Raw genomic sequence first — 24,493 nt, forward strand, 5'->3', positions numbered from 1 at the left:
CTGACTTCATGGCATGGCCATGAGCATTTTCACGTCCGCATCACCGTCTGCTGACGTCTGTGACACGCCACCCCGCACCGCTGCCGGTGAATGATTCGCCATGAAATGTTCAAACAGGGCGGTTGTGGATGCAGAGACCGGTTCGGCCTTACCTGATCCCGCAGCCAGCACAGCCCGGGCGTTCTCCACGGTCATTCCCGGGCAGGCCGCCAGTTTTTCAGCCTGCGCTTCTGCCCCTTTTGCCTCATCCAGGGCCATGATCTGATCACGAAGTGAGGGCCCGGCATCCGCCAGTGGTGCAGCCGCCAGGATCGGGCGGGCTTTTTCCACCGTCATCTCCGGCATCGCCGCCAGCGTTGCCGCCAGTTGTTCACGACCGTTCGCTTCTTCACACGCCATAATGCGATCGGCTTCACTCTGCGCGGATGCCACCGGCTGCTGCGGTGCCGCCGCGGCCAGAATCGCCCGGGCCTGTTCAACGCTCATGCCCTGTTGCCCTGCCAGCATCGTGGCAAGCTGTTCACGTCCTTTCGCTTCCTGGCATGTCAGGATCCCCATCACTCGCTGGTTCTCCTGCACGGCGGCTTCCGTTGCAGTTAATTGCGGCATAGTGCCTCCTCTGACATTACTGTTCAGCGCCGTGGCCATCACACTGATGGCATCCGACGCATTGATTAATTCATCCGCCAGCCCGGCCTCAATGCCGGACTGACCTTCAAAAACGGCGGCCTCTGTTCCCGTGACCGCATCCACAGACAACCCGGTATACATCGCCACTTTTTCGGCAAACATCCGGTGCGCCGCATCAATCCGCTGCTGCATGTCCTGGCGAACCTCTGCCGGCAACGCTTCAAACTGATTGCCATCCACCTTGTGCGCCCCGGCATAAATCAGCGTGATATCCACACCGGCCTGCGCCAGATGACCGGCATAGCTGACATGGCTCATCATCACGCCAATGGAGCCGATACGGGATGTCTGGGTAACCAGCCGTCGGGAGCAGGCCGACGCCAGCAGCATGGCTGCAGAACAGGCAGTGTCATTGCACAGTGCCCAGACCGGCTTCTGCTGACGGAGGCGGTAAATCATGTCAGCGCAGTCAAACGCGCCGGCGGCCTGCCCGCCCGGACTGTCAATGTCCAGCAGTACGCCCCGCACCTGGCTATCCGCCATTGCCTGCTGAAGACAGGCGACAATGCCGTCATAGCCTGTCATTCCGGAAAATGGCCGCATACCGCCCAGCCGGTGCACCAGCGTGCCGGTCACCGGCAGTACAGCAATACCGTTCACCACCCGGTAAACACGGGCCGGTCGTTTACCTCCGGCCATGTACTCGTCCGTTTCAGCCAGCATTCCGGGAGCATCAAGCTGTACCTGTTGTTGTGGTACCGAAAGACTTGCTGCCCCCATCTCGCGCCCGAGCGCGCAAAAGAAAACCCGCGCATAGGCGGGCTCCAGAAGCAGCGGTTCATTGAATGCTGCGGCAATAATGTGTGAAAGATTACGTCTCACGTGGTGTTGTCTCCTCTTCCGGCCTGCGACTCTCCGCTATCTGCTGCTGATACGCCTGCGCTATCCACACCGGACGTGAGAGTCCGGCTTTTTCCCGCTCTGCAGATTCCCTGACCTGCTGGCGGAAAATGTCCTGATAATCCTCGCCCATCAGCGCCAGCTCTTTCTCATACGTGCTCAGTCCGGCCTCAATGCGCATCACTGATTCCTGAACCTCCTTGAGCCCGTCAATGGCCATTCTTCCGGCTCCAATCCACTCAGCCCGTGACCAGGCTGATCGCGCCTGATAAAAATCAAAACGTGCCCGTGGCGGACGAATAATCCCCCGAAGAAGTGCCTCTTCCAGCCAGCAGGAAAACATCTGCGTGGCCAGCCGGGACGCAATAAATTTTCGCCGCCCCATAAAATAGCGCCACGACTCATTGGCGGATGCGCGGGCACTTGAATAACTGACCTTCGAGTAATCACGGGACAACTGTTCGTAGGAAACGCCAAGACCGGCGGCGATATACCGCAGCAGCGCCTGTTCAAGCGCCGAAAATCCATTGTCTGAATCCTGCGCGGTCTGAAGTTTCAGATCATCACCGGGGAAAAGGTGCGGAATTTTGACACCGCCCAGCGTCACGCTATTCGTGTCATACCAGGTGGAGAACTTATCCAGAATATTAATAAGCGGATTATCCTTCTGCCCCTGCGGCGCACCGGCGATATATTCAAAGGCCTTTTCGGTATCAAGGTCACTTTCAATCGTCGCTGCATACATCGCCTTCACTATGGCCGACTGAAGCTGTGTTGCCTGCAGGGAATCGAGCATCTTCAGCCGTTCCATAACGCTGTAAAACTGATTGGCTCCACGGGTCTGCCCGTCCTCCACCGGCTCGAAAATATGCAGCATGGCCGGACGCCCGGTGGGAAGTTCACGCGGGATCCGTTCCCATCGTCCACTCCCGGAGAACGGAAAATCATCCTCACAGATATGGTACGCAACGGCACGACCATATCGATCGACCTCCACCCCGGCCCGCAGAAAACGGTTCCCGATACCATGTCCTGGCGTGTCCACCCGTTTCGGACTCACGGCTTTAAAACGCGTACGAAACAGTTGCGTGCTCTCCGGATCCCAGACCGGCTGCACAAAGATTTCGCCGTTAAACGCATGAACGCCCACACCTTCACGAATAAATTCTGTAAACGTGCGTTTCCCTTCCACGTCGATCTCGCCAAACACCCCTTCTGCGTATTCTGACCAGGCCGCCTCCACCTCATCGACAAAACTTTTTGTCGCGGTCTCCCGCATCCCCAACCAGCGCCAGTTCGGGCGGTAGCTGATAAGAAACATATGCCCGACAATGTGATCCTTATGCAGGGCCACCGCATTGGCCGCTATCCCGTTATTGCGCACCAGATCATCTGCCCGGGCATTCCCCAGACGCAACGCGGGCAGCAGGGCCGCATCGGCACTCTGCGCCGGTGGCAACCACTCCGCCATTTGCCCGCCAAATCCTGCGCCGCCCCCGTTGTAGCTGAGGCTCTCCCGAAGCGGAACGCCGTTCACATCAATCAGGACAGGCGTTCGTTTCATAACCTCACTCCCAGCGGACGACGGCGACGGCGGGTTGTCCCCAGTACCAACTCAGCATCATTGATCGCACGGTTAAGCTCATCCAGAGAGGCCGCCGTATATTCAATTCTTCGTCCATCTTTCTGGACAGACACCACCCGTTTACCGGTTAATAAATCAAGGCGCGCCTGACGCAGCGCCTGCAGTTCAGCGACTGTAACCATTCACTCCTCCGGACAGCTTCGCTGCCAGTTCTTTAAGGGTTGGCCGGGTCGTCTCTTCTTCCCGGGATTTTGCCAGTACAGCCAGATCAAGCTGCCAGCGTTGCACGGACACACGTAATGCCGCGTAGGCATACACCAGGCAGTCCAGCGCTTCGTTACGCCGCTTTTTGTTATCCCACAGCAGACGCATCTTTCCTTTTTCCCACTTCTCCACAAGCTCTTCCGCGACCAGTTGCTGCGCCTCTGTCTGCGAAAAAATCTCCGGATCATCAGGAAAACGGATGGCATACGACGTGGCTTCATCCGCAGGCGTGGGCTCGGCTTTCATACGGGCATAGAGAATTTCTTTTGCGGTGTCCGTCCCCACTTCACACAGATAAACGCCCCGCTGATTGCGGGTTTTCGGCATGGTGATCACCGGCTTGCCATAGACAGACGCGCCTTTTACCGGCAGCACACGGAAAACACCGTGTTTTTTTGACCTCTGGTAGACGATTTCACCATCGATCCCCCCGGTGTCCCAGCAGACACGGGAAATGGTCATTTCGGTGCCATCCGCATGGCGGTATTTTTTGTTGATCGCCGCATCCACACGTAACAGCGTCTCTTCCTCATCAGGACGCCCCATAATGATGATTTTATCCACCAGAAAAGCTTCCTCTCCCGGTGCCCATCCCCAGACATACATCTCAAAACGGTTTCGCTGCGAGTCAATGCCCGCCGTCAGATAAACCACCCGGGCAGGCACCGCCGCCGTGTAACGCACAACCTTATCCATCAGCACCTGGTGATCGAGTTTTTCGCCCACGGCCTCTTCCCAGGTCTCGCCCAGCGTGGTGTTCACAAAGGTTTTCAGGCCGTTGGGATCTTTCAGTGCATCCAGCCAGTCATAGACTATCTGTACCCAGGTGGTGAACGGACTGTACGCTGTCCAGATATGGAACGTGATGGAGCGCGGCGGCGGAATTTCATTATCCGCGGCGCTGAAAAACGTCAGACCGTCACGGGTCCACATCCCCGTGTTTTCACAGATCCACCGCCCGTTGCTCTGGTCAAGCTCAGACTGATGGATCACGCAGCCATGATGTTCACAGAGGTAGAAAACGCTTTCGGGGCTGTCCTTCTCCCATTTAAGGCCAAAAGGCGTGGATTCATCGCCAAATTTCAGATACTGCTCCTCCCCACAGTGTGGGCAGGGCACATAAAAACGCATGAAATGCGCCGACTCGTTGGCCGCTTTTTCGATCTGGCAGGTGCCTTTGATTTTAGGCGTCGAGCCGCGAATGGATTTGGGCCATACAGAGCCCTCAATACGTTTATCCCCAAGCAGGGTTGGCGAACCCTCTTTTTCGACATCCGGTTCGAACGAGGAAAGTTCGTCATAGCAGACCACGTCCACGGATTTTTCACGGTAGTTTTTGGCGGCAGCGCCGCCCAGGCACCAGAAACCCACACCCGATGAAAAGCGTTTCAGCGTGAGGGTATTGTCACGATGTTTACGCCCCAGCCATGGAAAAAGGTCTTTCAGACATGGCACATCCCGAATCGTCGCCTCCACGTGAGACTTCATAAAATCTTCAGCGGCAGAATCCGTGGGCTGAAAAAGCAGACTGTTTCGGGATTTATGCTCAATAAAATACCCGACCACCCCCAGCAACATCTTTGTATAGCCAACACGGGCAGATTTAATCAGATTAACAGTCCGGATCTGATCATTCCCCATGCTGTTCATGATGGCGATCTGGAACGGCAGCGTTTTCCATTCTCCCTCACCATATGAAGATTCTTTAGGCAGATAATAATTTTGATCAGCCCATTCAACTGGCGTCACCGGCAATGCCCTTATCAGGGGCTGTAATGCTGTTGTGACAGCACTCATCATATTATTCAGTTGTTGCTCTGATATATTCATCGAGTAAATCCGGTAATTTATCCCCCGCCCGCGCACACTGATTTGCCCCCTTCGCAATAAGGGTTTTCAGATGGTCAAGATGGCGCGGTGTTAAATCAGGAAACTGTCGCTGCATGGATAAAGGGATGGAATCAAGCGTACTGGATAACGCCATTGCCAGCTTGCTGAGGGCAAAAATACAGAACCCGGTATCAATAAGTTTTCCTTTTGACACCTCATTTTTTAACTGCTGTGTAACAGCCTGTTCTGCTGTCAGTTCCCATCTGGCAATAAGCAATTTCTCCTCATAGTCGTCTTCGCTATCGCCATCAGGCACATCGTTTTTACTTCTTCTCAGATACGATATGTAAAAATCGCGCCAGGCATCCAGATCCAGTTGCCCTCGCTTATTCGATATCGGGGCACCCGGCAATTTCTGCAATCTGCGAAGCTGGCGATCGGTCAGACTTAAATGCCTGGCAACTTCAGTCTGCGTAGCCACTCCTCACCTCGCAAAAACTCTCACTTCACAATCACAACAAAACCGGTCATGTCCGGCTTACATGTCTATTTTTTGTGCATGTCCGGTTCACAGAAGACCTCTTTTTTTATTTTTCATATAGTTAACTTGAAGAGAAACCGGACATGGTTCCCGGAAAATTTTCATAAATAGCGAAAACCCGCGAGGTCGCCGCCCCGTAACCTGTTGGATCGACGGAAAGGACCCGAAAACGAGAATAATTATCACTTACAGCAAGAATCGAATCTGATCTATTATGGTGCTTGCTATTATGTGCCGGCACAAGTGCGTCGTTTACCGTCATTTCACACAGAGGCATCATCAAATGAAAATCAGAAATATTCTCGCTATCTCCCTTGCGACATCATCCTTCAGTTGCCTGGCATTTAAATCCTCGCCCAATGTGCTACCAGGACCAACGAATCAACTAACTGCGGTAGAAAGTAAAATTATCGGACATTTTTATGCCCCACACAGTACATTACCCGGAACAACCATCACAGGGACATGTGACGCCTCCCCCGTCCCGGGATGCACCTGTCCGTTTTGTACTATGCTGCGTAGCCAAAACCGATAACATCCGCATTTACCTGGTATTCCATGATGAGTTCACGCAGCGACTGATAGAGGAAGGAAAGATGGTTAGTAAAAGCAAGGCGCATTGCCGCCGCATGCTGCAGGCATTGCAACAGACGAGAGCAGGTATTTTTGACCAGTTGGAAAACTGCCAGCATACTTTGCCCGAGTATATCGCCATCTCATCGGAAACCAGTGCAACTCTTATTCATCGGGTTCCACCAGAGAAAAAGAAGAAATGAACAGTGAGGCGTTGTGTGGCATACAACGCCTTCTTCCATCATTCCTCGTCAGCCATGACAAAAATATAACCGCTGGCTCTTTCATTTTTCTCCTGCTTCCAGCCCCTCTCTACCTGGAAGCATCAAGGACGTGACGGCGTAAAGATAAATTGTCTCTTCACTCCCTGACAGGGGCGATTCTTTTCAAATCGCCATTTCGCCATGGCCTTCACCACTTCATCACGAAACAAATTATGAGGCTCTGAGCGGAGAAAAACGATCCGTGTCACAGTCCCATCAGCACCAATATCGAACTTAACCTCAACCAGCCCCTTGATATAATTTGCTGCAGCATATTCCGGATATCGTGGATACACCGTCACTAATTGCCGGGGCTCATCAGCTTTTTGCTGCGAGCATCCCACTGCCAGGACAGATAACAGAAAAAGTAGTAAAAGGCGTCTTTTCATTTTTATTCCTACGGGTCTTATTCTGACAATATATCCTGTGTTCCAGACTGCCACATCACCACATCCTGTGCCATTATCTGACTCACATTACATACATCGCATCGGGATACAGTAGTAGCACTTTCTGTAATACAGCTTCCTGTTTCTTCCACCATCGCACCGGGATAAACCCGCGAATCATTAACGCGGTAAAAACCCGGTGTGCATCGTTTTTAATTATCCCCGCACACTCGCGCAGAGGAGTCTCCCTGTCGGGCTGCGGTCTCTGTTAATGAGGGAATATAGCGACGATACGGCGCATCAACAAAACTTATTTCAGGCACTGAGTGCGGATATAGTCCTGTGCCCCTTCCAGTTGCTTGTGCATCGTCATCAGCCGCTCTCTGAGGGTGAAATAATCCCGTGTAACGGTGTCTGCCAGTTGGGGGCCAGTTGCATTATCCACGCCGGAGGTGGTGGGGGCTTCACGCACGGAGCCTGGACAGGTGGCGTTGATCCGCAGGCGCTTACGACCAGCGGCAACGTCAGCGCGAAGAGTTTCATTTTCAGCTCTCGCATCGGCTAATTCCCTCGAGTATTTTGCATCGAGCGCAGCAACATCGCGCTGGCGCACCTGCATATCAGTAATGGTTGCGTTCGCCAGCTTCAGTTCACTGGCTTTGTTATCGCGCTGCGCTTTGTAGGTAATCGCGTTATCACGGTAATGGTCTGTTGCCATCCACAGCGCACCACAGGCCACCAGCAGAATAACGATAAACGCGGAAAGCATTCGGTTTATGTTCACCCCAGCAACCCCGACGAAGACAACATCATCCAGGCCATGGAAAGAAAAAGAGCAACCAGCATTAGTGAAAATGAAATGCCGACAATTACACAGAGGATCTTCGCCAGCGTTATGAGTTTGTCTGACATGCTTAATCCTCCCTTCACGATTTCAACGCAATGACCAGTTTTGCCAGCCCATACAGCATCGGGGACACAGCAACACCGACCGCCACCCACTTAATGGCAAAAGCCAGTGCTCTGCTGATGTCATCAGTTACAGGCGCTTTCAGTTCAAGGCCATTTTTCATAGTCAACCTCAACAGAATTCGTTTACACTTCGCCATGTTCTCCCTTGCCTTACTCAAGGTCAGAAACACAAAACCTCGCTTGGTGCCAACAAACGGGGTTTTTACTTTTATTCACTTACGTTTCGCCAGTTCGCAGGATTTCGTGTTATCCGCCCGCGTGAGCAAACCGCATTTTTCAGCAAAATATTCTGCTTATCTGTCAATTCCCCAGCACGCCAGCGCACTCTCCTGGTCGCGACGGGATACCTGACCGTAACAGTTGTTTGAACGAATACGGCAGTCTCTGCCACCGTCCTTAATCCACCAGCGAATCGCTTCGCAGGCACCTTTTCGATCACCTGCATTAATTCGTCTGTAAAACGTCGACGGGAAACACTTACCGGGACCAATGTTGTACGGACAGAATGACGCGATCCCCGCTTTCTGGGGTTCGGTCAGCGGCACTCTGATGTTTTTCTCCACCCACGCCAGCGCTTTATCACGCTCAATGGCGTTAACCTGGTCGCATTTTTCCTTCGACAACTTCATGCCCGGAACGACAGGTTTGCCATCCACCATGATGGCACCACGGCAGATGGTCCAGATACCTGCACCATCACGGTATGCTGTGGTGTGGTTGCCTTCCTTTTCATCCAGAAACTGGTCGAGAATGTCAGGCGCAGGCGCACCAGCGGCAATCAGCGCCAGAACGGCAGCCGACAGGCCGTATTTGATTTTGGTGTTCATGGATATATTAAATATTCAGCCGCTGTCCCTGGCCCACTAAATACGCACTTTAAGATAAGTCAGCCCCGGATGAAGCCAGTAAGCCGGCACTTTTTTAAAGGGTGGAGTATTAAAATCACGAAGAAGAGCCTCCCGCACAATTGCATCCTTATCAGCACCACTGGCCAGCGCTTCAATCTCAGCGGCTACCTGAAGATATCCCATGCAACGGCCAACGCGCTTCATCAGCCCCTGCTTTTTATTGTTCTTCAGGTAATCAATGGCAAATTCAATGAGCTCCTCACTGTGCTGGTGCGATGGAGGTGTTACTTTCCCATTTTCTGAGATGGTTATTTTCCCAGCATCACCGGATACAACAAAGGATGGCCGGTTACACTCCCATTCCAGCTCACTGAAATTATCATTATGAATACTGAAACACTCTGCGAGATTTCTGCTCATCACTTTCCGACAATAATCGTCAAACGCAGCAAACTGCTTTTCATCGCCAGAAGGCACCAATATCGACCATTTCTTATTCAGCTCAACGACGTAGCTCTCCAGTTTTTCAATACGTGATTCAACATCATCTTTTTCTGACCGCAGTGTTGACGGCGGCATCTTCAGAGAACAAGTAATTCTTCCCGGTAGCTTTCCTTTGTAGGTTATCAACACATCCTGCGCCTCTAAAATTACGGGGCGCTTTTCCGGCAACGGTTCGTTCCATTCACATAACCCGGCAGCAACATCCATGAAAAACTGCTTCGCCTGCTTTTTCGCCTCAGCTTCGTAAAACTCCAGCGTGGCACCTTCAGTACGGTCAAGACTAATCGCCACATCTGGCAACAACAGCGACGCTTGCCCGTCACCTTCCGGCTTCACAGTAACAGTAACCTTATCCCCGTAATTATTTATCCCCTTAACAACCAGTTCATATTTTTTATTCATCACTTTACTCTCCCCGCGCCGCCTTACGCCGGTCCTCTTTGATTTTGAAATACAGGTTAGTCAGGTACGTCAGCAGCCCAAACAGCAGACTCCCCAGCACGCCTATTGCCGCCCACTGAGACGGGGAAACCCTGTCCAGCAACTGCAGGAACCAGTAGCCCGTTCCCACCGCTGACGTGGTGTATGACACACCTGTTGTGATTTTTTCCATCTGGTACATACCCCGTCTCCCGTTATCCGGAAGCTCACAACAATATAAAGACCACCGGCACACACCGATGGTCCCTTGCGCAGGCTTACATCATCATGTCGCTGTCAGGTGTGGGTTCACCGCCATCTGAAGCACTCCCGTCACCCGCGATACCTTCCGGCTCCGGAACCGCTGGTACGCCCAGCAGCTCATCCAGAATGGCATCCACTTCTGCATCAAGACGCGCCTCAAGGTTCTGGCGGAGTTTCTGTTTCAGTACGCTCAGGACTTCTTCAGAGCGCAGGACTTCCTTCACTGCCTCAGCAGTGACCAGGGATGTGATTTCTGACATGGGATTTTCTCGTTGAAAGGTGTTGTCAAGAAAGTGACTACGGAATGAGCGGATCTTCGGGTTTGCTTCCGGCTGACTGACTGGCGCTGATTCTCTCAGCGGCCCTTTTATCAATCTGCCTGCGCCAGAAATCGCGCACTGCCCTGTACCCACCCGAAAGAAGATACATAACACAGACTGCCGTACAGAAGTACAGCATCACCTGATGAATAAATGTCATAATTTCTTACCGTTATGGTTGACAATGAGAACTGTTTTCATTTAAAAAACCGATATACGAAAGCATCTTTTCTTTACATTCTCCATTGGGATTACCTCCGCCAGCTTCCATTCCTGCCGCTGGCGGCCTTTTTTTATCATGCCGCGGCATCCGCGTTGTTCACTTCCACCTTCACACTGTCAATCAGCAGCGTATATGTCGCCGCCTTTGATATGCCTGTCAGTTGCAGTTTGTCCGCCGCCCCTGATGCCGGAGATTTCACCAGTGTGAACGGCGTCCCCCGTTTCTCATCCAGTACCGGCGTCACCTGAATGCTGTTGTTTCCGGCAAACTCAAAAGCCAGTGTGTGCCATCCGTTATCAAAGACCCCGAACGTATCCAGCTTCGCATTCGGCTTCTTGTGGTGCATCGCGTTCAGGTTCGTCGCATCCGTCTGCAGGAAGAAGGACATCAGCATGTCGTTGCCTTCCTCTGCCAGCGTCACTCCCTCCGGCAGGGACGACAACTGCCAGTAAATGCCCAGGGCAAACTGATTCGGCACCAGTGAACCCGGCAACTTAAACCGTACGCTCACACGTCCCCCCCTTCTTCAGTAACTCCACTCCCTGTCCGGCTGCATCATGCTCCAGAAACCAGATGTGGTTTTCCGGTTTATTCAGTTGCAGGGCCTTACCTCCCGTAGCCCCCGCATCACTGACCACCGCTTCAGCAATGTTTTTGTTAACATTGTCTCCGCTCGCCGGTTTGTGATAATAGCGCCAGCCCTGTGATGCCAGGTCTTCGCCGGACGCCAGCAGACTCATCAGGGTTCGGTTACTGACCGGGGCTTCCGGCTCTCTCTCCGTACCTTCACCGGAAGGTCCGGTGGGCTTCACCGTATCAGGCTGTTTTCCGGTAATGAATTCAGCGTTTCTCCCGGCATGCACAAGAATCGCCGTTGCCAGACGGTCGGAAATAATCCCACGACGTGCCCATGATCCAAAATGCGTTTTACGGTCGGCCGTCGTCCAGGTTTTGGCGTCCGTTCGACCACCGGCTCCGTAATACCCAATATCCGCAACATCCGGATCTTCTGACGGCTCGTTGGTACCCACATTTCGCCCGTTTTCATCCGTCATAAACGGCACAAAGAAGATTTTTTTTGCGGATTTCGTCTTGTATGCACCATACACCACATCGTATTGCGAAGAATAAGTCTGCTTCCAGTAGTAGGTCGTGTCGCCACAAATCCAGGGAACCGATGACGGAGAGCCCCCGAGACACTGACCTCCGAATTCCGACAGGTCAGAACGATATTTTTCCACCATGGAATCAAACAGCCCCGGCTGAGTGGCGTATGCACCCTGTTTCAAATCAAACTCGCCCTGCATCCAGACCACTGCAAGCAGAATATTTTTAGGGTTGGCCTTCAGTGCGGCCTGAGTACGGGTAAGCAGGTCCTTGTACAGTGGCTTATCAACACCCCAGCGTGCCGAGGTCTCGCTTGCGCCGGTGGATTCGCTGAAGGTACCTTCATCGCCAGCCAAAAATGCAGAACCACCACGGCAGCACGGAACCAGAAGAATACCGGCATTCGCCGGAATAAACGGCAACAATTTCTTCGCGATATGTAATCCCTGCCCCACGCATCCATACTGAGCTGCGCTGGCTTTCGGGTGTGAAAACTTACTCAAATCCTGAACATCATGCAGGCAGTGGTCCGCAGGAATAATGTCATTGTAGTTACAGGACGCACCACCCGGCGTGACAGTGCTGCGACGCGCCAGCTGTTTAATACGCGGGTCCGGACGGTCATATGTCTCCGGCAGCGGAAGCCCTTCACCATACGCCATACCGTTTGACTGCCCGGCCAGGGCAACAACAAAGTAATACTCCGGGTTGCTGGTGGTGCTGATAACTGCGCCTTCTCCATCCGACGGCTTCACCACCACAGGTGTGGTGACATCACCTTCCGCCGCAATGGCCTGCATCAGGGTATAAGGCGTGATGGCCACCGGACTGCCAAATGGCTGCCACCCCTCCTTCAGTTTTTGTGTCAGTCGTTTCGCAAGGTCTGACGGCGATGCCGCCCTGACAACATCATAGTGTTTAAATGCCATGGTTCTTTCCACCATCTGAAAAATAATTCTTTAAAATACCTGACATGTAATACAGAAAAAACACAAAACCATACCTTAAATAAAAACCTCATCATCAAGCAGATATGCATGGATAAACTACAAGACGAGATATAAACCACCCTGCATTTAAATAAACAATAAACAACATCAGAAAAATAATTCTGCTCTATGGTTTACATTCAAAAATATCATTTATACTTTTCAGAACATCACCAGCAAGACATAAACAAGGAAACTAAATGAAGTGGATTGTGATTGATACAGTTATCCAGCCATCATGCGGAATATCTTTTTCAGTCATATGGAGTAAAATAAAATTAATAATCTGGTATCAATCGGATGCTTTCTTACCTCCTGAAAGTATATTTACACTGACTCACACAGGTATCATGCTCAATAACAAAGTGCTACCTTTAACCATTTACAACGTAGTACCATTCAATAAAACATTCTGGAATTTAATCAAAAACAGCCAGGAATGTCCTACAAATACAGATAACGTATTGAATGAATGCTTTAATAACCGTTGCACTCTGCAAATATGTCCTTATGGACTAAAACAACAAAGTCCATAAGGAGTTTACTCACATCTGACAAAATCAATATAAACAGCCCCTCCGGAGAGGGGCTGGAGAGTGGCGCTATGTGCCATTGCATGATGCCGGGTGCCTCCCGGTGAGTTCAGTATCAGCACCTGAACCCGCACAGAAAGGATAAGGGTCGGTGACAAAACACCAGTTGCTGATTGCCCCTCCGCACAGGGGGATTCACCATGCCAGTTTCTTTTAACAAACTCCCCGCAAACCAGACAACAGTCAACCGCCTGAATTGTGAGGTATTTAAAAATTTCTCCAGATAACTGATACCCGGCTAACAGTCTGGCGTTTTCTTTTTCAGCAACGGGAAAGCAACAACCACCACACCCACCAGCCGCCCATTTACCACAAATAAAAAAGCCTTCAGGACTGAAGGTGTCTGTAACAACCAAACTGATAGTCTGCCAGACCCGCCATAACAAGCTGGGTCAGTATTAACTGGCAGCGTTCGCGTGAAAGGTAAGTATTCTGTGCAATCTCCCCGACTGTCGCCGGTTCGGTGACGCTTAACTCATTAAACACCACTCTGGCGGTTTCGGTCATATCCTGCTGTTTTAGCATGTCTTTTTCCCTTTTCTGGTTAACGTAACATACCAATAACTCTAGTCGGAAAAGCCAGCAAGCTGAAAGACCGGTATTCGCAACCACCAGCGCGTTTAATGTTCTGTGCCGTTTTTCAGGCATAAAAAAACCCGCAAAAAGCGGGCTCTTTCAAATGTCCATGTCTGCTATTCGCCTCGTGGTACAGCTTTGCGAAGCGTACCGGAATTGAAGCAGTTTTTACGTCAAAAAGCAATAACTTTTTTCTCTATACCAAAAGCCATAACCATTGGTTTGTACAAAATAAATTCTGCCACCTTTAGCCAATGCTCAATGCGTCTTTCACAGGTTCTTAAACTCCATTCCGGGTGTGCATCATTCAGCAGTTCAGCCATTTTGCGCTTAGTCATCCCCCGCCCCACATAACGCTGACTCAGGACATTGAGCAGCCCGGGATAGCCTGCCAGGACTTCACCAATAACCCTGTCGATTATTAACGCCTCTGAATCGGTACAATGTGCCAGCCAGCTTTTTTGATTGCCGTTGATCATATCCCGCAAAAAAGCCTCAAGTTCAGGTTTGTCCAGACCAGCTTTTTTCATCCTCCGGAGCGCCTCGTTAATTGCCGTTTTTGTCAGCTTTTTAGAGGTCAGTAATTGGTTGAACATATTTCCCGTCTTACCGCCGCCAATATACGACCACCGCCCCCACATCCGTAATTTCCCCTGGATCCAGACTGCTTCCAGCGTTTTTAGACGTAAATGCTCGCCGCTTTTGCCTGTAATTTCCGGATATATCATATTTACGCTCACTCACTCTCAATTTTGTAAATCTTCACACCCAGCCGTCCACCAGATACTGGCTGACCACCTACAATATTGATTTCATCAAACTGCTCATCGTCCATTAACACTCCCGCATGCGTCAGCGCATCCAGCGGTGCTTTCAGGATATTGTCCAGGTCGCGACGACGCTTATCCGGTGGCTCTGCAATCACCTTTATCGCCAGCCTTCCGGACAGGCTTAATTTCAGCCGCTGCTGGCGAACAATAAGCGCCACAGCCCGGCGATAACGCTTTCCCTCCTCCGAGATAAAATATGTGCTGCCACGGCGTCGCCAGTAAGTGTTCACCGTCGGCGGGTAAGGTAAAACCAAATCTATGAGCATCAGTCACCTCTTTTACCCAAGCACGCCAGTTGCAAAGGCGTGATCAAGAAAACGAAAAATTAAATCAACCTGAGAACCATGCTTTTGTTCGAACGCCAGAGGATCCGCATGAAGCTCGTTGTGATGCTCCCGACACAGCGGTAGCGTGAAAATATCGTGAGATTTTGTCCCCATTCCGCCCTGACCATGACCAATCAGGTGATGGGGATCGTCGGCTGGCTTACCACAACACGCACACGGCTGTGTCTTCACCCAGCGTTTGTATTTCTCGTTAACCCAGCGGCGACGTTTAGGTCGTTTCATGAAAGATTCCGGAGACTCAGGATCAACGGCAATGCTGACCACCGTCTTTTCCTGTGGTGGGTTCTGTTGCTGGTGGGCGTGAGGCAGCGGCGCAATATTTTTTGTGCGCTGTTTCAGTATGCTGGTGGCGGTCTGCTCTCCCGGTACGATGTCGCTTTCACGGTACATTGAGCGGATTTTTTCCGCACGCAACCCCAGCGAACGACGTAATACCACTTCCGGTAGCGCGTCCGCCACCTGATTGCGGACCGCCCACCAGGATAATTCAGCCAGAGATAATTCACGCTCCTGCGTACCGCTTATTGCGTGACCGATGACGTCAATCATCCATGCTGACAGGTTTTGATGAGCAAGTTGCTCGAGTGATTCGGATGTCTGGTCACGCAGCTGGTTGTCGCAGTGCCAGCACAACACCATTGCGCCGGTACCATAACGGTGAATGACGGTTTCGCTGTGATGATAATCGCCGTGTGGCCACTGGCAGGATTTAATATGGCGCAACAGCCAGTCAGACAATGCACCAGCACCACCAGCAGCACGAATCACCCGTGCGTTACTGAAAAACGGCAGCAATGTTTTGTCTTCCACCAGCGGCTGGCGAGCGCCAGGAACGACCCCGGACGGCAGATTACGCATGCTTTTCGGTTCCGGCTCCACCAGTAACCGGGTATTGTGGAATACCGGCATGGATTCACGGCCCGGCTTAACGATCACCAGCCCGAGTTCCGGTACCAGAACAGATCGAAGTAATACCCGCACGTTACCTCCAGATGCGTTGCTGGAATGTGCGGGACGGACGCGGTGGGCGTTCGGAGTAAGGAAGCCTGACGGAGATTATCCAGTGACGATAATCGAGGCTGAGGGCTTTCTTAATCTCGTATCCGTGTCTGCGGTAGCACTGAATTAGCCACTCGGCCTGTTCTTCAGTGCATGGGGGATGCTGGAACCAGTCAGATTTGAAAGTGCGGGAACACCGCCCGTGCCTGCTGGCAAAGACGGCAGAATCATCAGAATTGTGTAATTTGGTATCGTGCGCCATCGGTTGTCTCTGCTGGCGCAGCAGGTGCCAGTTGTTCAGGCTGGCGTGCGAATTGTAAACCAGAATGCCAGGAAAAAACAAAACCCGCCGAAGCGGGTTAAGTGCGGGTGCGTTGAGGATGCCTGACACATCAGAGGTGGCGAGGGATTCTCCCCCGCCTGGTCTCTTACTCCTCAGGTTCGTAAGCTGTGAAGACAGTGACCTCCGTCTGGCCGGTTCGGATTCGTACCTCGCAGAGGTCTTTCCTCGTTACCAGTGCCGTCATTATGACGGTTAAACAGATGACGATCAGGGCGATTAACATCGCCTTTTGCTGCTTCATAGCCTGCTTCTCCTTGACCTTTCGGTCCGTAAGAGGCTAATCTCTATGTGTCGCATAGATATGGCCTCAGATTAATGTTAAGCGTCTTGCAGGACGCGTAATGTTAACTGGGGCTTTTCTCTATCTGCCTTTTGGTGTTCATGCCTGAGACAGATAGCCTCAAGCACCCGCAGTCATTCTACTTAACTAAGATTTCCCCGCAAACCGTTTTTGTCCGGCACAGTAAATATCCAACTAAACCAATGGCGTTCGCTGTATTTACCGCCAGTATTCAATGCACATGACCGCCATGAACACCCCTAAAAAAAGGGCATTTATATGTCCAAACATTAATATCAAAACATCAATTTTTTCCATATACCTTGCTGTGAAGATGATGGGCATACATGATGCGAACAACCAGAACGCAACAAACAAAAACTGCAATGCGTTTTTCATTATTCCCCCTACAATCAATGTGCAATAACATTTAAACACACCTCAATTTGGCCGGACATATAAATATCTAAACCAGAAAAAATCACTTACATAGCGTTACAAACTCTTTAGTCTAAATATTCATCGTAAAACATCCTCCACGCTTATCAGTCCATTTCGTTTCAGGTAATCCATCGCCTTCTCCGGTAATTTGCAGTCCGGCTGAGCTTTTTTCAGTTGACTGACCAGTCGTTTAACCCACATTGTTAATTCGCTAACCTGATTGCCGGATGCTGGTGGATTGTCGGCTTACCCAGAATGGCAGCGCAGCAGGCCTCTCTGAGCACCCAGTCAACAGCATCCTTCCATGCTCCTGTTTCGACTGGCGGATTCTCACGCTTTACCTGTTCATAAAAGCGCACGGCTTTAACCAGTCCTTCTGATGTCACCGGGACTGGCGGGCCGATGAATAAGGCCTGAATTTCATAGTTCGGCCTGTCGTTACAATCCTCTTTTGTCGGTACATATTTCCAGTCACCAGCCCACGGCTTCCCCTGAAAGTCTGTAACGTCTTTTTTCACGTAGCGATATCGCCATGCAACTGGTTTTGCCTGCCCTGCCGTTTCATGCCCTTCCTGATAATTAATCTCGCTCATTCATCGCCCCACTCATCACAATATGCTTCGACCGGAGTTTTTCCTGCTTCATAATCATCACGCCATGCTTCAGCATCAGCAGCACTGCCACCACGTAACTCTGCATAGTCCATTAACAGTTCATGCCATGCTTCAAAACTGACGTTGTATTTAGTTGAACCAAAATCAGCCATTTTGCTCTTCCTCTTCGTCTTTTATTTCGTGATATGAGTAATTGCAGTAGTTAAAGAAAATATCTTTTGCTTCGTCATGTATTTCATCAGGCGTCGCATCATCATCCACTTCGAATTCATCCTCGAAATCTCCACCGGCTATTCCCGTTTCAATAATTATTTTAAACTTTCGCATTTAACTACCGCCCTTTCGGGCGGCCTCCTGATGTTCTGAGGGTGCAGAAATCCCTCCGGTTAAGGATTAAATTTTTAACAGAGCTAAATTTAATTATTCAGTTCTGGATTTTGTCGCCCTGCGTATCCGCGCTTTCGCGTTACGCTCAATCTGAATTAGCTTTTCTATATTTTTTCGCCTTTCCCGCTCCTCCTGGCGCAAGTGCCTTACATCATCTGCCAGTCTGGTTTCTCTTTTCGCCACAGAGAGCATCCAGTCAAATGGCTCCACAACTGCACCGCAGATTTTACAGCGGACCTGACGCTCTTTTTCGTCAACCCGGACAGAGGCGTGATGACAATATGGTCTTTCCGATGGCTCATAAAGAAAATTAACCTGATTACGAGGGTCATCCTCTTTTACCGGAAATAAAACGATATTGCTTAACTCATCCTCTGGTTTTATTTCCATGCTCCTCTCCTTTGATGCGAATGCCAGCGGTAATTGAAGCCTGATAGCTAATTTCACTCACAGTACCGCCTCCTGAAAATTTAATGAACAATTCAATACGTTCTTTGGTAATAGTGGTCATGTGTTACTCCTTAACCCGCAGTGCTTTCAACTGATGAGGGGAACAAAATCTTTTCATCAAACCCTGCATTCATATCATGAACAGCAACACACCAATCCATCGACGAACGATTATCAAGAGCCTCCATGATTTCATCCATGCGGCGTAGGTCATACAGGTAAATGCTTTTATCGCCAATGGTGTAAAAGCCAATTTTTTTCGGTGATGGACAGCGATCAAGAACTTCCTGTAATTCGTTCAACCATGCCCGTTCTTTTTTTGTCAAAGTTGCCATATCAGTTTTCCTTATACGGATTAATTTTATTGTGCAGTGTGTTGAACGACGCCCATACAACGTCGGTATACAATTCAGTAACTGGCTCAATTATTTTCCCGATTGCCCAGACAAAAATTAGAGGGGATATCGGTATCATCAATACGATAAACAGAATGAGAAACAAAAATTCTGTTGCCCTACTTTTTTGCGGATATTCTTTTCTGAATAATGTAGTCATTTCTTACCGCCCTTTCGGGCGGCCTCCCGACATTAATCGTTGTGGTAACTCATGGCTTCATTTGCAGCATCAACCGGATCAACCTCCCACCAGCAATAATTTGGTGCGTTTCCTTCAGGTGTCCACGGTTCTAATTCATTTTTTGCCACATTCTCGTCGCCAGTAATTTTAAAAATCTGCTCAGAGAATTTTTTCACCCACTCGTTATATTTTTCAGTGTTAATAATTTTCTGTGTATTTGACATAGATATACCTCCAGTTAAGGATTAAATTTTATTTACAGTGCTGAACTTAATTATTCAGATTTGGATTATGCTTTCTCTTCACGAAGTTCCGATTGTTAATTTGGCTCACAACAGCACCTTCTGAAAATTACCCTGATAGAAAGCCAGTACACGCTGCATAGCTTCGCTCTTCCGGCACTCGCTACAGATTATGTTTTAACGCCTGTCGTAGCGGCGTATTTCTCCGTCTGGTAATGACCAGATAAGGTCAGGATCAACCACAGATGGTTTCTTCAGATTTGCCCTTGAGAGTTTTTTGCGGGCGTTTTGCCAGTCCTTACGCGCCTGTTCAGACGGGAATAACCCGTAACCAGAGTTGTATACATCGCCACTGGCAACCAGCTCTCTGGCGAGAACACTCATCAGATATCTTGTCGCACCTGTCTTGGCTTCCAGTTGCCGCAACGTCTCGCGACCGCTCAGACGTACAAGTTCAACAACCTGCCCTTTAATTTTTTCCCGCTCTTCTTGTGTAAATACTTTTGCCATAAGCGCCTCCGGCAATCACTTTTCCGATACAACACGGCGGGAAGAATCAGTAATCTGTCGAACAATATCCCGGTGCTTGTTCAGCTCCCGCAGCGCGGCGCAGACTCGCTCCCACTTCTGAACATCACTTTTCGCCCTGCGCAGCGCCAGGTTTGCCCTGCGAAGGGACGGAAAAATCAGCTCATCTGCTTGCGTTTCGGTAAACGATGGCAACGGCTGCACAATGTCCGCCACAGTTTCTGTTTTAATTTCTTCCTGTGTTGCGGCTTCCCGGACTGGTAACGCAGCACCTGCTGGCTGAGGAAAGGCCTTACCATCACTTTCCGTTACCAGAGCGGCTTTCGGCTCTGCTGGTAAATTATCGCCCGGCATGCAGTAACGAAATTTACCGTTCTGATTAACGCGTGCCAGCCGCCCCGTTGCGGTTACCACCGCCAGCGTGGAAGCAACCTTGCGAGTACTGACACCGAACTTACCCGCCAGTTCCTCACACGTTTTAGCCCCATCCTGACCGATAAACTCAATCATCATGTCTGCGGTAACTTTTTGTTCGACCTCCCCGGTCAGCATATCCTGTGCTTCAGATTTTACTGGCCGCTCTTCGGTTACCCGGGATTCACCTTCGCCAGCTAGAAACCAGGTGTGACCAGTTTTATCAACGACGCCTTTTCTTTTGAGTTCCCACAGCTCGTTGACAGCCTCTTCACGACTGATTCCAAGGCGAGCTGCCACCACATGTGAAGAGGCTTTTTTCAGTGCTTTCAGTGCGTCAGATACGGTTTCCATTAAAATTTCCTCCGGACAAAATTACTTCACAACCCTCATATTGCTGACATTTGGACGCCAGCTATCCCAGTTAAACGTCACCCATCGACCACCGTTCATGGTCATGCGGTCCATAATCCTCTCACCAAGAAGCGTACTCATTGCGGCATGATTCAGGTTTGTTAACATCCCGACACTGCACAGTGATGCTGTCCGGCGATCAATTATCTGGTGCAATACCACCTGCTCGTTTTTCGTCTCCCGCTGAACGCCTATTTCATCCAGGACCAGCAAATCAACCCCGCAAAGCTCCTGTAAAAATTTTTCCCCGGATTTGCCGTTGTCGTAACTGTCATGCAACACGCTCATGACGTCAGACACGGTGACGATAATCACGCTGCGCCCCTTCACCATCAGCCGGTTGCCCATCGCCGCTGCAAGGTGATTTTTCCCGGTGCCGGTTTTACCGCTGAACACAAAATTCGTGCACCCGGTCATCAGTTCGTCAGCTATGGATTTGGCCTGGCTCAGCGCGTATTTTTGCCCGTCGTTCTGCACCTGATAATTTGCAAACGAGCATTTGCTGTGCAGAGGCTGGATGCCCGAACGATTCAGGATTTTTTCCACCCGCAACTGGCGATTCTGGCGGTTAATCTCCTCGCTGCGTTTTCGTCCTTCAGCAAGTTGCCATTCCCGCCACTCCTCCACCGTCCGGTACGGTGGAACCGACCCCTGTGGTGCAAGTCTGCGAATACGTTCAAGAACCCCAACTGCCGCAATGTTTTTCATGACACGTCACCCCCTGAATCCCGGCGGTATTTCAGTGTCCGGTTCAGAAATGTGATTCACGCAACGCTGCGCAGGCGAACGCCCCAGGCGGATAACCAGTTCATCCCATTTTTCCCGGAGTTTTGCCGGACTCATGATGTTTTTTACCCAGAACGAATCCCGCTGGAGACGCCCAAACATTTCACAAATTTGTCTGTGAGTTCTGCCATCCAGCATCCGCATTGTGCGAACGTCATTGGCCCATGCTGTCCAGTTGGGTTCTTTCGGTCTAGTGATCTCGCCATCATAGCTGGCCGCCTGCTCGTAAAGACTCACGATTCGTCCCCAGATCCACTGTGCGCACACCAAATCTTCCTGACTTCCCCACTGGCGTTTTTTCGCACTGAACACAACCGCGTCAGGGTGTCGGGTTAAAAAATCCTGTTCAGCCGTCTGCGGGTCCGGTTGCGAAGCGTCCGGACAAGAAGATCTTTTATCTGACGGATCAGGTTTTAATACTGACGGATCGGGGTCAATCATCGCCCCCCTAATCGGCAGTTTTTTATCAACAGTTGATCCATCAAAATTTGACGGGTCAACCGTTGAGGGGTCAATATTTGACGGGTCAACTGTTAACGGGTCATTTTTTGCCGGGCTAATTTTTCTTTTCGGTTTATATGACTCACGCGCCGCCGCCGCAGCTGCTTCGAGTTTTTCCACATTAAGCCGATAGATATTGCTTACATTACGCCCACCGACCTTACGCTCTTCCTTCGTCAGCCAGCCCTCTTTCGCCAGTTCTGCAATAGCCGATTTCACTGTGGATTCACTTCTTGCACCGATCTGACGCCGGATAGTTTCAATGGCAGGCCATGACACACCCTCGTCATTGCTGTAGTCTGCAAGACGGGCCATAACCGCCACCCTGGATAAGATCATGCCGGTGAAGGCGCACCCTTCCCAGACAAGACCATGAAGCTTGCTGCTCATAAAACCCCCGAACACCGTGCTTTTAGTGCATCACCACAGCATTCCCTGCCGGGCCGCCGCGATTCATCTGGTCATACAAAACAACCGCTGACGCAACAAAATCATCGACATCCTTCACCAGCCGATCCCTCCGTTCGACGATCTCACGGTAATATTCAGAACTGTGGCTGCGCATACGGGCCACCAGCAAAGGCGGCATCGCCTTTTCGATCGCCGGTAACAGAGCCTGCATTTTTTCAACAGCATCAGGGGTGTCTTTATCCAGCCAACGGAAAATTTTCTGGGTATTACGGGCCAGGGCTTCCGGATGGCTGTCGTCATACAGTTCCGGGAACGTCATTCCCAGCTCGAAATACGCTTTGGTAATTTTCGCAGCCGGTACTTTTTCGCCGTCCGGATGCGCCCAGACATTCATCGCCATGCGGATGTGTTCATGCTTGATTTTCATGAATCAACTCCATCAGATAAGCATGTACTACAATCACCTTCAGCATGAACTACATGTGTTTGCCCCAAACGAATGCCGCTCGCATACTCAGGCCAAATAAGCTCCCAATCATGGGGTCGTAGCTCCGCCCTACTTACTTGGCCTTCCGTCGCAGATTCGATCATAAGGGCGCGGGTTGGAGATATAGCTGTTCGTCCAGACGCCATTTGCGATAAGTAAGATGGCGATACACCAAGTCTGGCCGCGAATTTCTTAGCATCACCAACCCTTAATGATTTAATAAACTCTTTTAATGTCATACCTTCCTCGGTTTAGTGTTTTTTTGCGAGTTTAGTGTTTAATAAACCATTAAGTCAAGTATTTGCTTGTTTAGTGATTACTAAAGATAATTACCACATGCAAAAAAAAGAAATTCGCCGTTTACGTCTCAAGGAGTGGTTTAAAGATAAAACTCTGCCACCCAAAGAGAAGAGCTACCTATCTCAACTAATGAGTGGGAGAGCCTCGTTTGGAGAAAAGGCTGCCAGAAGAATAGAGCAAACATACGGGATGCCGGAAGGGTATCTGGATGCGGAATACGCAGAACAACCGGGGGTTTCTCCACCACATGCAGGGTTAACGTCTAATCAACTGGAATTATTGCAGATTTTTTCAGCCTTCCCTGAGGATGAGCAACGCCAGATAATCAGCGAGTTAAAGCAGAAAAAAGAATCAATGGAAGATCTCATAGCGAGATGGATTGCGGCGCAAAAATGCCGCCGCGCCTGAGTTATAAAACCGGAGGAAACATGAATAGAGCCCTTTCACCAATGGTTTCTGAATTTGAAACCATTGAACAAGAAAACAGTTACAACGAATGGCTGCGTGCGAAAGTAGCAACGAGCCTTGCAGATCCGCGCCCAGCAATTCCCCATGACGAAGTTGAGCGCAGAATGGCAGAACGCTTTGCTAAGATGCGTAAGGAACGGAGCAAGCAGTAAAATGTTACCCGTGTTATGGCTTGAAAGCGCAGATACCGACCTAGATGATATAACTAGTTATATTGCTCGTTTCGACATAGATGCGGCTGAACGCTTATGGCAGCGATTAAGGGGTTGTGTGCTGCCGTTATCCGAACATCCGTATTTATACCCACCAAGCGACAGAGTACCTGGCTTGCGTGAGATTGTAGCCCACCCTAACTATATAATTCTATACCGCGTAACAACATCAAGCGTTGAAGTAGTAAACGTGATCCACGCAAGACGCCAGTTTCCCTAACTTTCACTACCAATAGAAACATAACAACCGCAACGACTTTATCAAAAGCGTTGTGTTTGTTATGCCCCGCGGTTTAGTTTTTACTTGACTTAAGTTTAATGTTTATTAAACTAAAAATACCAACCCACCCCGCCCCACAGAACGCAGGGAAATACTTCGAGTTACCCGGCAGTGGTCAGGGGTTAAGTAGCCAGCCCGAGGCGTATGAACATGACGGCGGGAACACTTTGTATAACAGCGCAGCAGGTTTTTTGTTCCGCTACCCCGGCGTTAAGGGGAAATGAGGTCAACATGGATACGCTCAATCTTGGCAACAACGAATCTCTGGTATGCGGTGTGTTCCCTAACCAGGACGGCACCTTCACCGCGATGACGTATACCAAAAGTAAAACGTTTAAAACCGCAGCTGGTGCGCATCGCTGGTTAGCAAGAAACACTGACTGATGAGGTTG

39 protein-coding genes and 3 pseudogenes are annotated in these 24,493 nt (G+C 50.3%); 5 read left to right on the forward strand and 37 right to left on the reverse strand.

Translation table 11 applies throughout. The annotated features are described in order from the left end of the window. Positions 1-6 precede the first annotated feature (6 nt). From HBM92_RS14250 to HBM92_RS14325, 16 genes and pseudogenes are all read right to left on the reverse strand, one after another. Positions 7-1,512, reverse strand: coding sequence for a S49 family peptidase (locus HBM92_RS14250; protein ID WP_001556921.1), 1,506 nt, complete (start codon positions 1,510-1,512; stop codon positions 7-9). Then, positions 1,502-3,094, reverse strand: coding sequence for a phage portal protein (locus tag HBM92_RS14255; RefSeq protein WP_001322425.1), 1,593 nt, complete (start codon positions 3,092-3,094; stop codon positions 1,502-1,504). The genes HBM92_RS14250 and HBM92_RS14255 overlap by 11 nt, the downstream gene beginning before the upstream one ends. After that, positions 3,091-3,297: a phage head-tail joining protein gene (locus HBM92_RS14260; RefSeq protein WP_000258993.1), complete on the reverse strand. Its 207-nt coding sequence runs from the start codon at positions 3,295-3,297 to the stop codon at positions 3,091-3,093. The genes HBM92_RS14255 and HBM92_RS14260 overlap by 4 nt, the downstream gene beginning before the upstream one ends. Continuing rightward, on the reverse strand, positions 3,281-5,209 hold the full coding sequence (locus tag HBM92_RS14265) for a phage terminase large subunit family protein (protein ID WP_001309424.1): 1,929 nt from the start codon (positions 5,207-5,209) through the stop codon (positions 3,281-3,283). Before HBM92_RS14265 ends, HBM92_RS14260 begins: the two co-directional genes overlap by 17 nt. After that, positions 5,181-5,690 carry a terminase small subunit gene (locus HBM92_RS14270; protein ID WP_000235436.1) on the reverse strand — a complete coding sequence of 170 codons (510 nt, stop codon included), beginning with the start codon at positions 5,688-5,690 and terminating at the stop codon, positions 5,181-5,183. The genes HBM92_RS14265 and HBM92_RS14270 overlap by 29 nt, the downstream gene beginning before the upstream one ends. 569 nt (positions 5,691-6,259) lie before the next feature. Continuing rightward, complete coding sequence (locus HBM92_RS14275; RefSeq protein WP_000881610.1) at positions 6,260-6,442, reverse strand: hypothetical protein; 183 nt, start codon at positions 6,440-6,442, stop codon at positions 6,260-6,262. Positions 6,443-6,648: 206 nt separating this feature from the next. Then, entirely contained in the window at positions 6,649-6,975 is a 327-nt protein-coding gene (locus HBM92_RS14280; RefSeq protein ID WP_000830178.1) for a TonB family protein, read from the reverse strand. A gap of 310 nt (positions 6,976-7,285) precedes the next feature. Then, a complete protein-coding gene (locus tag HBM92_RS14285; protein ID WP_000947131.1) occupies positions 7,286-7,744 on the reverse strand; it encodes a lysis protein in 459 nt (152 codons plus the stop codon). 11 nt (positions 7,745-7,755) lie between these two features. After that, the gene (locus HBM92_RS14290) at positions 7,756-7,887 is read right to left on the reverse strand and encodes a hypothetical protein (RefSeq protein WP_001280932.1); all 132 of its coding nucleotides are present in this window, start codon (positions 7,885-7,887) and stop codon (positions 7,756-7,758) included. A gap of 14 nt (positions 7,888-7,901) precedes the next feature. Continuing rightward, positions 7,902-8,084, reverse strand: coding sequence for a hypothetical protein (locus tag HBM92_RS14295; protein ID WP_001446668.1), 183 nt, complete (start codon positions 8,082-8,084; stop codon positions 7,902-7,904). Between the two features lie 156 nt (positions 8,085-8,240). Continuing rightward, positions 8,241-8,774, reverse strand: a complete 534-nt coding sequence (locus tag HBM92_RS14300) for a lysozyme (protein ID WP_001092866.1) — start codon at positions 8,772-8,774, stop codon at positions 8,241-8,243. Between the two features lie 591 nt (positions 8,775-9,365). After that, positions 9,366-9,701, reverse strand: a pseudogene (locus tag HBM92_RS25385) (YdfR family protein); the annotation flags it as partial. Positions 9,702-9,705: 4 nt separating this feature from the next. Next, positions 9,706-9,921 carry a class II holin family protein gene (locus tag HBM92_RS14310; RefSeq protein WP_000284506.1) on the reverse strand — a complete coding sequence of 72 codons (216 nt, stop codon included), beginning with the start codon at positions 9,919-9,921 and terminating at the stop codon, positions 9,706-9,708. Between the two features lie 76 nt (positions 9,922-9,997). Beyond that, positions 9,998-10,243, reverse strand: coding sequence for a DUF826 domain-containing protein (locus HBM92_RS14315; RefSeq protein WP_001556910.1), 246 nt, complete (start codon positions 10,241-10,243; stop codon positions 9,998-10,000). Between the two features lie 37 nt (positions 10,244-10,280). Further along, a complete protein-coding gene (locus HBM92_RS14320; protein WP_001304601.1) occupies positions 10,281-10,463 on the reverse strand; it encodes a DUF1378 family protein in 183 nt (60 codons plus the stop codon). A 136-nt stretch (positions 10,464-10,599) separates the two neighbouring features. Further along, a pseudogene (locus HBM92_RS14325) lies at positions 10,600-12,562 on the reverse strand (DUF6645 domain-containing protein). Positions 12,563-12,822: 260 nt separating this feature from the next. On the opposite strand from HBM92_RS14325, the gene HBM92_RS14330 reads away from it, so the two are divergent. After that, positions 12,823-13,158: an anti-adapter protein IraM gene (locus tag HBM92_RS14330; RefSeq protein ID WP_001443236.1), complete on the forward strand. Its 336-nt coding sequence runs from the start codon at positions 12,823-12,825 to the stop codon at positions 13,156-13,158. 295 nt (positions 13,159-13,453) lie between these two features. Here the strand turns inward: HBM92_RS14330 and HBM92_RS25855 are convergent, their stop codons facing one another. The 21 genes and pseudogenes from HBM92_RS25855 to HBM92_RS14440 form a co-directional block, all read right to left on the reverse strand. Continuing rightward, positions 13,454-13,528: a DUF3927 family protein gene (locus HBM92_RS25855; protein WP_214277461.1), complete on the reverse strand. Its 75-nt coding sequence runs from the start codon at positions 13,526-13,528 to the stop codon at positions 13,454-13,456. Positions 13,529-13,542: 14 nt separating this feature from the next. Next, on the reverse strand, positions 13,543-13,740 hold the full coding sequence (locus HBM92_RS14340; RefSeq protein WP_000917765.1) for a hypothetical protein: 198 nt from the start codon (positions 13,738-13,740) through the stop codon (positions 13,543-13,545). Positions 13,741-13,964: 224 nt separating this feature from the next. Next, positions 13,965-14,519: a DUF1133 family protein gene (locus tag HBM92_RS14345; protein ID WP_000640021.1), complete on the reverse strand. Its 555-nt coding sequence runs from the start codon at positions 14,517-14,519 to the stop codon at positions 13,965-13,967. An 8-nt stretch (positions 14,520-14,527) separates the two neighbouring features. Continuing rightward, complete coding sequence (locus HBM92_RS14350) at positions 14,528-14,887, reverse strand: RusA family crossover junction endodeoxyribonuclease (RefSeq protein WP_000904110.1); 360 nt, start codon at positions 14,885-14,887, stop codon at positions 14,528-14,530. Between the two features lie 12 nt (positions 14,888-14,899). After that, complete coding sequence (locus HBM92_RS14355) at positions 14,900-15,949, reverse strand: DUF968 domain-containing protein (RefSeq protein ID WP_001265310.1); 1,050 nt, start codon at positions 15,947-15,949, stop codon at positions 14,900-14,902. Between the two features lies 1 nt (position 15,950). Beyond that, on the reverse strand, positions 15,951-16,229 hold the full coding sequence (locus HBM92_RS14360) for a hypothetical protein (RefSeq protein WP_032141837.1): 279 nt from the start codon (positions 16,227-16,229) through the stop codon (positions 15,951-15,953). Between the two features lie 166 nt (positions 16,230-16,395). Further along, entirely contained in the window at positions 16,396-16,551 is a 156-nt protein-coding gene (gene hokD / locus HBM92_RS14365; protein WP_001443235.1) for a type I toxin-antitoxin system toxin HokD, read from the reverse strand. Positions 16,552-17,234: 683 nt separating this feature from the next. Continuing rightward, positions 17,235-17,624 (reverse strand): hypothetical protein, encoded by a 390-nt coding sequence (locus tag HBM92_RS14375; RefSeq protein ID WP_001556926.1) that lies wholly within the window; start codon positions 17,622-17,624, stop codon positions 17,235-17,237. Continuing rightward, a complete protein-coding gene (locus tag HBM92_RS14380; RefSeq protein ID WP_000753058.1) occupies positions 17,621-17,797 on the reverse strand; it encodes a hypothetical protein in 177 nt (58 codons plus the stop codon). The genes HBM92_RS14375 and HBM92_RS14380 overlap by 4 nt, the downstream gene beginning before the upstream one ends. Continuing rightward, positions 17,790-17,972: a hypothetical protein gene (locus tag HBM92_RS14385; RefSeq protein WP_001224662.1), complete on the reverse strand. Its 183-nt coding sequence runs from the start codon at positions 17,970-17,972 to the stop codon at positions 17,790-17,792. The genes HBM92_RS14380 and HBM92_RS14385 overlap by 8 nt, the downstream gene beginning before the upstream one ends. Positions 17,973-18,065: 93 nt before the next feature. Further along, positions 18,066-18,422 carry a hypothetical protein gene (locus tag HBM92_RS14390; RefSeq protein ID WP_000403778.1) on the reverse strand — a complete coding sequence of 119 codons (357 nt, stop codon included), beginning with the start codon at positions 18,420-18,422 and terminating at the stop codon, positions 18,066-18,068. Beyond that, entirely contained in the window at positions 18,400-18,543 is a 144-nt protein-coding gene (locus tag HBM92_RS14395; RefSeq protein WP_000207966.1) for a hypothetical protein, read from the reverse strand. Before HBM92_RS14395 ends, HBM92_RS14390 begins: the two co-directional genes overlap by 23 nt. Before the next feature lie 10 nt (positions 18,544-18,553). Beyond that, the gene (locus HBM92_RS14400; RefSeq protein WP_000224233.1) at positions 18,554-18,817 is read right to left on the reverse strand and encodes a hypothetical protein; all 264 of its coding nucleotides are present in this window, start codon (positions 18,815-18,817) and stop codon (positions 18,554-18,556) included. Position 18,818: 1 nt separating this feature from the next. Next, entirely contained in the window at positions 18,819-19,037 is a 219-nt protein-coding gene (locus HBM92_RS14405; protein WP_000209148.1) for a DUF4014 family protein, read from the reverse strand. Positions 19,038-19,069: 32 nt separating this feature from the next. Beyond that, positions 19,070-19,282 carry a hypothetical protein gene (locus tag HBM92_RS14410; protein WP_000072553.1) on the reverse strand — a complete coding sequence of 71 codons (213 nt, stop codon included), beginning with the start codon at positions 19,280-19,282 and terminating at the stop codon, positions 19,070-19,072. A 105-nt stretch (positions 19,283-19,387) separates the two neighbouring features. Next, positions 19,388-19,810: pseudogene (locus HBM92_RS14415) on the reverse strand (DUF977 family protein). Between the two features lie 15 nt (positions 19,811-19,825). Next, on the reverse strand, positions 19,826-20,596 hold the full coding sequence (locus HBM92_RS14420) for a DUF1627 domain-containing protein (protein WP_000450998.1): 771 nt from the start codon (positions 20,594-20,596) through the stop codon (positions 19,826-19,828). A gap of 21 nt (positions 20,597-20,617) precedes the next feature. Then, positions 20,618-21,364: an ATP-binding protein gene (locus tag HBM92_RS14425; protein WP_000788950.1), complete on the reverse strand. Its 747-nt coding sequence runs from the start codon at positions 21,362-21,364 to the stop codon at positions 20,618-20,620. A gap of 6 nt (positions 21,365-21,370) precedes the next feature. Beyond that, the gene (locus tag HBM92_RS14430) at positions 21,371-22,333 is read right to left on the reverse strand and encodes a helix-turn-helix domain-containing protein (RefSeq protein WP_000095673.1); all 963 of its coding nucleotides are present in this window, start codon (positions 22,331-22,333) and stop codon (positions 21,371-21,373) included. Positions 22,334-22,355: 22 nt separating this feature from the next. Beyond that, on the reverse strand, positions 22,356-22,781 hold the full coding sequence (locus tag HBM92_RS14435) for a toxin YdaT family protein (protein ID WP_000693943.1): 426 nt from the start codon (positions 22,779-22,781) through the stop codon (positions 22,356-22,358). Next, a complete protein-coding gene (locus HBM92_RS14440) occupies positions 22,778-23,080 on the reverse strand; it encodes a transcriptional regulator (RefSeq protein ID WP_001556930.1) in 303 nt (100 codons plus the stop codon). The genes HBM92_RS14435 and HBM92_RS14440 overlap by 4 nt, the downstream gene beginning before the upstream one ends. A 97-nt stretch (positions 23,081-23,177) precedes the next feature. On the opposite strand from HBM92_RS14440, the gene HBM92_RS14445 reads away from it, so the two are divergent. The 4 genes from HBM92_RS14445 (at position 23,178) to HBM92_RS14460 (ending at position 24,485) form a co-directional block, all read left to right on the forward strand. Next, a complete protein-coding gene (locus HBM92_RS14445; RefSeq protein ID WP_001169687.1) occupies positions 23,178-23,549 on the forward strand; it encodes a hypothetical protein in 372 nt (123 codons plus the stop codon). Between the two features lie 20 nt (positions 23,550-23,569). Further along, entirely contained in the window at positions 23,570-23,761 is a 192-nt protein-coding gene (locus tag HBM92_RS14450; RefSeq protein ID WP_001302048.1) for a hypothetical protein, read from the forward strand. A 1-nt stretch (position 23,762) separates the two neighbouring features. Next, positions 23,763-24,041 (forward strand): type II toxin-antitoxin system RelE/ParE family toxin, encoded by a 279-nt coding sequence (locus tag HBM92_RS14455; RefSeq protein WP_001303511.1) that lies wholly within the window; start codon positions 23,763-23,765, stop codon positions 24,039-24,041. A gap of 291 nt (positions 24,042-24,332) precedes the next feature. Beyond that, the gene (locus HBM92_RS14460) at positions 24,333-24,485 is read left to right on the forward strand and encodes a DUF1391 family protein (RefSeq protein ID WP_000380313.1); all 153 of its coding nucleotides are present in this window, start codon (positions 24,333-24,335) and stop codon (positions 24,483-24,485) included. The last annotated feature ends 8 nt before the right edge of the window (positions 24,486-24,493 follow it).

Origin of the sequence: Escherichia sp. E.sYA108, assembly GCF_011754335.1 — a bacterium.
Taxonomy (GTDB): Bacteria; Pseudomonadota; Gammaproteobacteria; order Enterobacterales; family Enterobacteriaceae; genus Escherichia; species Escherichia coli.

Excerpts from the sequence above, each read along its gene's own strand:
- HBM92_RS14460 (WP_000380313.1), top strand. The coding sequence starts at position 24,333 with ATGGATACGCTCAATCTTGGCAACAACGAATCTCTGGTATGCGGTGTG.
- HBM92_RS14450 (WP_001302048.1), top strand. The coding sequence starts at position 23,570 with ATGAATAGAGCCCTTTCACCAATGGTTTCTGAATTTGAAACCATTGAA.
- HBM92_RS14390 (WP_000403778.1), bottom strand. The coding sequence starts at position 18,422 with ATGGAAATAAAACCAGAGGATGAGTTAAGCAATATCGTTTTATTTCCG.
- HBM92_RS14410 (WP_000072553.1), bottom strand. The coding sequence starts at position 19,282 with ATGTCAAATACACAGAAAATTATTAACACTGAAAAATATAACGAGTGG.
- HBM92_RS14455 (WP_001303511.1), top strand. The coding sequence starts at position 23,763 with ATGTTACCCGTGTTATGGCTTGAAAGCGCAGATACCGACCTAGATGAT.
- HBM92_RS14320 (WP_001304601.1), bottom strand. The coding sequence starts at position 10,463 with ATGACATTTATTCATCAGGTGATGCTGTACTTCTGTACGGCAGTCTGT.
- HBM92_RS14300 (WP_001092866.1), bottom strand. The coding sequence starts at position 8,774 with ATGAACACCAAAATCAAATACGGCCTGTCGGCTGCCGTTCTGGCGCTG.
- HBM92_RS14360 (WP_032141837.1), bottom strand. The coding sequence starts at position 16,229 with ATGGCGCACGATACCAAATTACACAATTCTGATGATTCTGCCGTCTTT.
- hokD (WP_001443235.1), bottom strand. The coding sequence starts at position 16,551 with ATGAAGCAGCAAAAGGCGATGTTAATCGCCCTGATCGTCATCTGTTTA.
- HBM92_RS14395 (WP_000207966.1), bottom strand. The coding sequence starts at position 18,543 with ATGACCACTATTACCAAAGAACGTATTGAATTGTTCATTAAATTTTCA.
- HBM92_RS14420 (WP_000450998.1), bottom strand. The coding sequence starts at position 20,596 with ATGGAAACCGTATCTGACGCACTGAAAGCACTGAAAAAAGCCTCTTCA.
- HBM92_RS14430 (WP_000095673.1), bottom strand. The coding sequence starts at position 22,333 with ATGAGCAGCAAGCTTCATGGTCTTGTCTGGGAAGGGTGCGCCTTCACC.
- HBM92_RS14425 (WP_000788950.1), bottom strand. The coding sequence starts at position 21,364 with ATGAAAAACATTGCGGCAGTTGGGGTTCTTGAACGTATTCGCAGACTT.
- HBM92_RS14385 (WP_001224662.1), bottom strand. The coding sequence starts at position 17,972 with ATGCGAAAGTTTAAAATAATTATTGAAACGGGAATAGCCGGTGGAGAT.
- HBM92_RS14255 (WP_001322425.1), bottom strand. The coding sequence starts at position 3,094 with ATGAAACGAACGCCTGTCCTGATTGATGTGAACGGCGTTCCGCTTCGG.
- HBM92_RS14265 (WP_001309424.1), bottom strand. The coding sequence starts at position 5,209 with ATGAATATATCAGAGCAACAACTGAATAATATGATGAGTGCTGTCACA.
- HBM92_RS14435 (WP_000693943.1), bottom strand. The coding sequence starts at position 22,781 with ATGAAAATCAAGCATGAACACATCCGCATGGCGATGAATGTCTGGGCG.
- HBM92_RS14295 (WP_001446668.1), bottom strand. The coding sequence starts at position 8,084 with ATGGCGAAGTGTAAACGAATTCTGTTGAGGTTGACTATGAAAAATGGC.
- HBM92_RS14330 (WP_001443236.1), top strand. The coding sequence starts at position 12,823 with ATGAAGTGGATTGTGATTGATACAGTTATCCAGCCATCATGCGGAATA.
- HBM92_RS14440 (WP_001556930.1), bottom strand. The coding sequence starts at position 23,080 with ATGACATTAAAAGAGTTTATTAAATCATTAAGGGTTGGTGATGCTAAG.
- HBM92_RS14310 (WP_000284506.1), bottom strand. The coding sequence starts at position 9,921 with ATGTACCAGATGGAAAAAATCACAACAGGTGTGTCATACACCACGTCA.
- HBM92_RS14290 (WP_001280932.1), bottom strand. The coding sequence starts at position 7,887 with ATGTCAGACAAACTCATAACGCTGGCGAAGATCCTCTGTGTAATTGTC.
- HBM92_RS14350 (WP_000904110.1), bottom strand. The coding sequence starts at position 14,887 with ATGCTCATAGATTTGGTTTTACCTTACCCGCCGACGGTGAACACTTAC.
- HBM92_RS14340 (WP_000917765.1), bottom strand. The coding sequence starts at position 13,740 with ATGCTAAAACAGCAGGATATGACCGAAACCGCCAGAGTGGTGTTTAAT.
- HBM92_RS14445 (WP_001169687.1), top strand. The coding sequence starts at position 23,178 with ATGCAAAAAAAAGAAATTCGCCGTTTACGTCTCAAGGAGTGGTTTAAA.
- HBM92_RS14380 (WP_000753058.1), bottom strand. The coding sequence starts at position 17,797 with ATGGCTGATTTTGGTTCAACTAAATACAACGTCAGTTTTGAAGCATGG.
- HBM92_RS14400 (WP_000224233.1), bottom strand. The coding sequence starts at position 18,817 with ATGGCAACTTTGACAAAAAAAGAACGGGCATGGTTGAACGAATTACAG.
- HBM92_RS14280 (WP_000830178.1), bottom strand. The coding sequence starts at position 6,975 with ATGAAAAGACGCCTTTTACTACTTTTTCTGTTATCTGTCCTGGCAGTG.
- HBM92_RS14345 (WP_000640021.1), bottom strand. The coding sequence starts at position 14,519 with ATGATATATCCGGAAATTACAGGCAAAAGCGGCGAGCATTTACGTCTA.
- HBM92_RS14275 (WP_000881610.1), bottom strand. The coding sequence starts at position 6,442 with ATGCTGGCAGTTTTCCAACTGGTCAAAAATACCTGCTCTCGTCTGTTG.
- HBM92_RS14405 (WP_000209148.1), bottom strand. The coding sequence starts at position 19,037 with ATGACTACATTATTCAGAAAAGAATATCCGCAAAAAAGTAGGGCAACA.
- HBM92_RS14285 (WP_000947131.1), bottom strand. The coding sequence starts at position 7,744 with ATGCTTTCCGCGTTTATCGTTATTCTGCTGGTGGCCTGTGGTGCGCTG.
- HBM92_RS14260 (WP_000258993.1), bottom strand. The coding sequence starts at position 3,297 with ATGGTTACAGTCGCTGAACTGCAGGCGCTGCGTCAGGCGCGCCTTGAT.
- HBM92_RS14315 (WP_001556910.1), bottom strand. The coding sequence starts at position 10,243 with ATGTCAGAAATCACATCCCTGGTCACTGCTGAGGCAGTGAAGGAAGTC.
- HBM92_RS14375 (WP_001556926.1), bottom strand. The coding sequence starts at position 17,624 with ATGAGCGAGATTAATTATCAGGAAGGGCATGAAACGGCAGGGCAGGCA.